Here is a 6,065-nt window from a genome sequence, read left to right on the forward strand (position 1 = left end):
CGCTGGCCGCGCTGGCCCGGGCGGTGCCCGCCGCGGGCGGCGTGCACGTGGTGAACAACAACGCCGCCGCGCTGCTGCTGGCCGCCGTCACGCTGGCGCCGGGCAAGGAGATCGTGCTCAGCCGCGGCGAGCTCGTCGAAATCGGCGACGGGTTCCGCATCCCCGAGCTGCTGGCGTCCACCGGATCGCGGCTGCGCGAGGTCGGCACCACCAACCGCACCAGCCCGCGCGACTACACCGACGCGATCGGGCCGGAGACCGGGTTCGTGCTGAAGGTGCATCCGTCGAACTTCCACGTCACCGGGTTCACCTCGGCGGTGAGTGTGGCGGAGTTGGCCGANCCACCGCCCGGGTATGGACCGCCGCCCGGCTATGGCCCGCCGCCCGGCTATGGCCCGCCCCCCGGCTATGGCCCGCCCCCCGGCTATGGCCCGCCGCCCGGTTACGGGGCGCGCTACGGTGCGCCGCAGTTGGTTCCCGGAGCAATCAAACCCGGGATCATCCCGCTGCGCCCCCTGACGCTCAGCGACATCTTCAACGGCGCGGTCGGCTACGTCCGGGCCAACCCCCGGGCGACACTGGGACTGACCGCGATGGTGGTCGTGCTCATGCAGCTGATCTCGCTGGCGGCGACGTTCGGCCCGTTGGCCGCCTACGGCAGGGTCACGATCGCGCGCTCCAACGAGCTGAGCGGCGGCATCGTGGGCGCCTGGATGGCGTCGATGGCCGCCGGGATGCTGGTCACCTGGCTCGGCGGCATGCTGCTGTCCGGCATGCTCACCGTCATCGTGGGCCGGGCGGTGTTCGGATCGCCGATCACCATCNGCGCGCCAGCAGCCCGCCGGTCGTCGGTCGCATCGAGGCCGGCCGGTGCCTGCTGGACCTGCGCACCGTTGCGCCGGAGGACGACGCGCGGCTGGCGGCGGCGGTGCTGGCATGTTCGTCCTAGCCACCGCGGGGCACGTCGACCACGGCAAGTCGACCCTGCTGCACCGCCTGACCGGCATGTGGCCGGACCGGCTGGCCGAGGAGCAACGCCGCGGTCTGACGATCGACCTGGGCTTCGCCTGGACCGAATTCGGTGGGCGTCAGCTGGCGTTCGTCGACGTGCCGGGCCACGCGCGATTCGTGGCCAACATGCTGGCCGGGGTGGGTGCCGTCCCGGCCGTCGTGTTCGTGGTGGCGGCCACCGAGGGCTGGATGCCACAGTCCGAAGAGCACCTGGCGGCGCTGGAGGCCCTCGGGGTGCGCCACGGGCTGGTGGTGATCAGCAAGGCCGACCTCGCCGATCCCGGTCCGGCGGTCGCGCAGGTGTCCGAGCGTCTGGCCGCCACGCCCCTGGCCGGCGTGCCCGTCGTGATCGGCACCGACCTGGATCGGGTGCGCGCCGAACTGCTGGCGCTGACCGACCGGCTGCCGCCCCCGGACCCCGGTCGTCGAGATCCCCGGTCTGCCGCCCATCACGATCCCGCTGCTGGCCCCGCCGCCGCCCCCGGGAGGCCCGCCGCCCCCCTAGGCGCGCGGCCCCCGTTGGCGCAAGCTACACGCGACCAGAAGCCAACCGGCAGTAGGCTGCCTGCATGGCTTCAGTTATGCCCGTCCTGATGCGCACCGGCGCGGTCGCGCTCGGCTCGACCGTGGCCGGCATCGGCTATGCCGCGTTCGTCGAGCGCAATGCATTCGTGCTGCGCGAGATCACCATGCCCGTCCTGTCGCCGGGATCCACGCCGCTGCGAGTGCTGCACATCAGCGACCTCCACATGCTGCCCAACCAGCGCCGCAAACAGGCCTGGCTCCGCGAGCTGGCCGCCTGGGAGCCCGACCTGGTGGTCAACACCGGCGACAACCTGGCGCACCCCAAGGCGGTGCCCGCGGTGGTGCAGACCCTCGGCGACCTGCTGTCGCGGCCCGGCGTCTTCGTCTTCGGCAGCAACGACTACTTCGGGCCGCGCCTGAAGAACCCGTTGAACTACCTCACCAACCCGTCGCATCGGGTCCGTGGCGAGCCGTTGCCCTGGCAGGACCTGCGGGCGGCGTTCACCGAGCGCGGCTGGCTCGACCTCACCCACACCCGTCGCGAGTTCGAGGTGGCCGGCCTGCACATCGCCGCCGCCGGCGTCGACGACCCGCACATTGACCGGGACCGCTACGACACGATCGCCGGCCCTGCCAGCCCGGCCGCGAACCTCCGACTGGGGCTGACCCATTCCCCCGAGCCGCGGGTGCTGGACCGCTTCGCCGCCGACGGCTACCAGTTGGTGATGGCGGGGCATACCCACGGCGGGCAGCTCTGCCTGCCGTTCTACGGCGCCCTGGTGACCAACAGTGGCCTGGACCGCTCCCGCGCGAAGGGACCGTCCCGGTGGGGCGCCAACATGCAATTGCACGTGTCCGCCGGCATCGGCACCTCGCCGTTCGCGCCGGTGCGATTCTGCTGCAGGCCCGAGGCGACGCTGCTGACGCTGATCGCCACGGCGATGGGCGACCGCGATGCCACCAGTGACCTGAGCCGTTCGCAGCCAACAGCTTCGGTGCGTTGAGCGATCGGGCGCGGATCGCGGTTCGCTCCCTGCCACGAGACTGGACGGACAACGCGATCCGGCTGATCCAGGCCGACGCCCGGCGTAGCGCCGATACCCACCTGCTCCGCTACCCGCTGCCCTCGGCCTGGGACACGGGCGTCGACATCGCGCTGTACCTCAAGGACGAGAGCACGCATATCACCGGCAGCCTCAAGCACCGGCTGGCGCGCTCGCTGTTCCTGTATGCGGTGTGCAACGGGTGGATCGGCGAGGGCACCACGGTTGTCGAGGCGTCGTCGGGGTCGACGGCGGTGTCGGAGGCCTATTTCGCGGCCCTGCTGGGGCTGCCGTTTGTCGCCGTGATGCCGGCATCGACCAGCGCTGCAAAGGTGGCGCTGATCGAATCACAGGGCGGCCGTTGCCATTTCGTGACGGATTCGAGTCAGGTGTACGCCGAGGCCGAGCGGGTCGCCCACGACACCGGCGGGCACTACCTCGACCAGTTCACCAACGCCGAGCGCGCCACCGACTGGCGCGGGAACAACAACATCGCGGAGTCGATCTTCGAGCAGATGGGCGAGGAGCGATACCCCGTCCCGGAGTGGATCGTGGTCGGCGCGGGCACCGGCGGGACCAGTGCGACGATCGGCCGCTATATCCGCTACCGACGGCACGCGACCCGGCTGTGCGTCGTGGACCCGGAGAACTCCGCGTTCTTTCCCGCCTACGCCGAGGAGCGCGACGACGTCGTGATGCCGACGTCCTCGCGGATCGAGGGCATCGGCCGGCCGCGGGTCGAGCCGTCATTTCTGCCCGGCGTGGTCGACCGCATGGTCGCGGTGCCCGACGCGGCGTCGATCGCCGCGGCCCGCCACGTCAGCGCCGACGGTGTGGTGCTGGGACCCGACGCGCTGGACCGAGCGGCCGCCGTCCTCGCCACGCTGCCCCAACCGTTCACCGTCAGCGAGGCGCGCCGCGCACTGAGCACCACCCGGCGGGTCGCCGTGCCGTTGCTGGAGCAACTCGACGCGCGACACGCCACCAGGCGCGGCCCCGACGGCACCCGCACGGTCCTTTGATCGGCCCGCGCTTCAGTCACGCGAGAGACGTTGCGGGGGAATAGGTTTCGGCGCGGCGCCCTACAGTCGCTCTTTCACCGCCGCCGACAGCCGCGCGCCGTCGGCCTTGCCGGCCGCGATCGCGGTGGCCGCCTTCATCACCAGTCCCATCTGCTTCATGCCCGGCCGCTCCCCGATCTCCTCGGCGACCTGCGCGATCGCGGTGTCGGCGACGTCGGCCAGCTCGGCCTCGGTGAGCGGTGTCGGCAGGTACTCGTCGATGATCCGCGCCTCGGCGTGCTCGTTGGCGGCCAGCTCACCGCGACCGTTTTGGGTGTAGATCTCGGCCGCCTCACCTCGCTTGCGCGATTCCCTGGCCAGCACCTTGACGACGTCGTCGTCGGAGAGCTCCCGCGCCTGCTTGCCGGAGACCTCCTCCGTCTGGATCGCGGCCAGCAGCATGCGCAGGGTCGCGGTTCGCAACTTGTCCTGGGCCTTCATCGCCTGGGTGAGGTCGGCCCGCAGCCGGGATTTCAGTTCCGCCATGACTGAGACGCTACGCGCCGGGGCGCCGGTCAAGATTGTGAAATGCCCGGACCGCCGACAGGATGGAGCCCATGACGAACGACTGGCCCGGTTGCGAAGGTGGCTGCGAAAGCCTCGAAGGCCTCAGCACACGGTGAACGCGCCGCCGCCCGGTTACCCGGTTGTTCCCCCACCCGGTGGGTACGCACCGGCCGGTTATGTGCCGCCGGGGTACGGAGCGCCACCCGGCTACGGCCCACCACCCGGCTACGGCCCACCGCCCGGGTATGGACCGCCGCCCGGCTATGGCCCGCCGCCCGGCTATGGCCCGCCCCCCGGCTATGGCCCGCCCCCCGGCTTGCCGTTGCTCGGGCTGGCGCTGCTGGAGGCCGCTGCGGTGGCCGTTCTTTTCGGGCTGGTGGCGGTCGCTATCGCGCTGTTGGCCGTGGCCGGCGGCCCGGCGCCCGCGGTGCTGCTGGGCCTGCCGCTGGCGCTCGTGGTGATCGCGTTACTGGTCTACCTGTACACCGTGGTGCTGTTCGCGCCCGTGCTCATCGTCCTGGAGCGGCTGCCCGTCTTCGAGGCGGTCGCCCGATCGTTCGCGCTGGTCCGCAACGGCTTCTGGCGGGTGTTGGGGATCCGGACCCTGACCTTCATCGTGGCGTCGTTCATCGGGAACGCCGTCGCGGCGCCGTTCGCCATCGGCGGCCAGGTCCTGCTCGCCGCCATGACCCCGTCCACGGGCGGGCTGCTGCTGAGCACCGCGATCGCCGCCGTCGGCACGGCGATCGGCCAAATCATCACCGCGCCGTTCAACGCCGGTGTCATCGTGCTGCTCTACACCGACCGCCGCATGCGGGCCGAGGCGTTCGACCTGGTGCTGCAGAGCGGCGCCGCCGGCGGGCCCTACGCGGTCGAGTCCACCGACAACCTATGGCTGACCCGGCCGCTTTAAGGACCCACTGACCGTGCCTTCCATCGACATCGACCGCGATGCCGCCCATCAGGCCGCACAGATCGAGCTGAACAAACCGATCTACTCCAAGGGTTCCGCGGCCCGGCAATTCGCCGAGTGGGTCAACGAACTGTTGTACCGGCTGCTCGAAAAGACCGCGAAGATACCGGGCGGATGGTTCACCACCACCGTGCTGCTCATCCTGCTGGCGGTCGCGGTGGTGGTAGGCATCCACATCGCCCGACGCACCATGCGCACCAACCGTGGTGGAGATTACCTGCTGTTCGAGGCCGCCCTGCTCACCGCGGCCCAGCATCGTGCCACCGCCGAAAGCTATGCCGCAGAGGGGAATTGGTCGGCGGCGATTCGGCACCGGCTGCGCGCCGTCGCGCGCCAGCTCGAGGAGACCGGCGTGCTGGAACCGGCTCCGGGCCGCACCGCCAACGAGCTGGCCCGAGACGCCGGCGCGGCGCTCCCCCACCTGGCCGACGAATTATCTCAGGCGGCAACGGCATTCAACGATGTGACGTATGGTGAGCGGCCCGGGACCGAGGCCGCCTACCGGATGATCGCCGCCCTCGACGATCATCTGCGGTCACGCGCACCGGCCACAGCGGCGACGGCGGGCCCGGCCGCGGCGACCCAAGCATGGGCGCAGGTGCGCTGATGGCCACCGTCACGGCGCGTCCGGCAGCCGGGGCCGCGCGGCGCTGGGGACCATGGGCCTGGGCCGTTCTCATCATCGTCGTGCTCGCCGCCGTCGCCGGCCTCGGCGCCTACTTGACCGCGCCGCGGCCCGGCGACCGGATGGATCCGGAGTCGACGTTGCCCGACGGGGCGCGCGCGCTGGTGACGTTGCTGCGCGACGGCGGCGTCGAGGTCGTCGTCGCCGACACCATCGCCGACGTCGAACACGCGGCCCGGCCCGGCGCGCAGATCCTGGTGGCGCAGAGCCAATTCCTCACCGACACCGCAATGCTGGACCGGCTGGCGAAGACCCCCGGC

The 6,065-nt window shown here is 71.4% G+C and carries 5 protein-coding genes and 5 pseudogenes; 9 read left to right on the plus strand and 1 reads right to left on the minus strand.

All coding sequences use genetic code 11. The features are described 5' to 3' along the window. The 6 genes and pseudogenes from BN4348_RS53320 to BN4348_RS62960 all read left to right on the plus strand — a co-directional run. Nucleotides 1-342, plus strand: a pseudogene (locus BN4348_RS53320) (L-seryl-tRNA(Sec) selenium transferase); the annotation flags it as partial. Further along, a pseudogene (locus BN4348_RS62250) lies at nucleotides 318-824 on the plus strand (hypothetical protein); the annotation flags it as partial. The pseudogenes BN4348_RS53320 and BN4348_RS62250, both read left to right, overlap by 25 nt. A gap of 112 nt (nucleotides 825-936) precedes the next feature. Further along, nucleotides 937-1,431, plus strand: a pseudogene (locus BN4348_RS53330) (GTP-binding protein); the annotation flags it as partial. Nucleotides 1,432-1,580: 149 nt separating this feature from the next. Next, entirely contained in the window at nucleotides 1,581-2,540 is a 960-nt protein-coding gene (locus BN4348_RS53335) for a metallophosphoesterase (protein ID WP_066916694.1), read from the plus strand. After that, nucleotides 2,537-3,444: pseudogene (locus BN4348_RS53340) on the plus strand (PLP-dependent cysteine synthase family protein); the annotation flags it as partial. The gene BN4348_RS53335 and the pseudogene BN4348_RS53340, both read left to right, overlap by 4 nt. 19 nt (nucleotides 3,445-3,463) lie before the next feature. After that, nucleotides 3,464-3,601, plus strand: a complete 138-nt coding sequence (locus BN4348_RS62960) for a SelB domain-containing protein (protein WP_407937931.1) — start codon at nucleotides 3,464-3,466, stop codon at nucleotides 3,599-3,601. A gap of 60 nt (nucleotides 3,602-3,661) precedes the next feature. On the opposite strand, the gene BN4348_RS53345 is transcribed toward BN4348_RS62960, so the two are convergent. Beyond that, nucleotides 3,662-4,126, minus strand: coding sequence for a GatB/YqeY domain-containing protein (locus tag BN4348_RS53345; RefSeq protein WP_066916696.1), 465 nt, complete (start codon nucleotides 4,124-4,126; stop codon nucleotides 3,662-3,664). Here BN4348_RS53345 and BN4348_RS53355 point away from each other — a divergent pair. The 3 genes and pseudogenes from BN4348_RS53355 to BN4348_RS60880 all read left to right on the plus strand — a co-directional run. Then, a complete protein-coding gene (locus tag BN4348_RS53355) occupies nucleotides 4,125-5,060 on the plus strand; it encodes a hypothetical protein (protein WP_211145761.1) in 936 nt (311 codons plus the stop codon). The two genes, BN4348_RS53345 and BN4348_RS53355, sit on opposite strands and share 2 nt — an antisense overlap. A gap of 13 nt (nucleotides 5,061-5,073) precedes the next feature. Further along, on the plus strand, nucleotides 5,074-5,727 hold the full coding sequence (locus tag BN4348_RS53360) for a DUF4129 domain-containing protein (protein ID WP_066916700.1): 654 nt from the start codon (nucleotides 5,074-5,076) through the stop codon (nucleotides 5,725-5,727). Further along, nucleotides 5,727-6,065: pseudogene (locus tag BN4348_RS60880) on the plus strand (DUF4350 domain-containing protein); the annotation flags it as partial. The gene BN4348_RS53360 and the pseudogene BN4348_RS60880, both read left to right, overlap by 1 nt.

It is taken from the genome of Mycobacterium interjectum (assembly GCF_900078675.2).
Lineage (GTDB): Bacteria > Actinomycetota > Actinomycetes > Mycobacteriales > Mycobacteriaceae > Mycobacterium > Mycobacterium interjectum.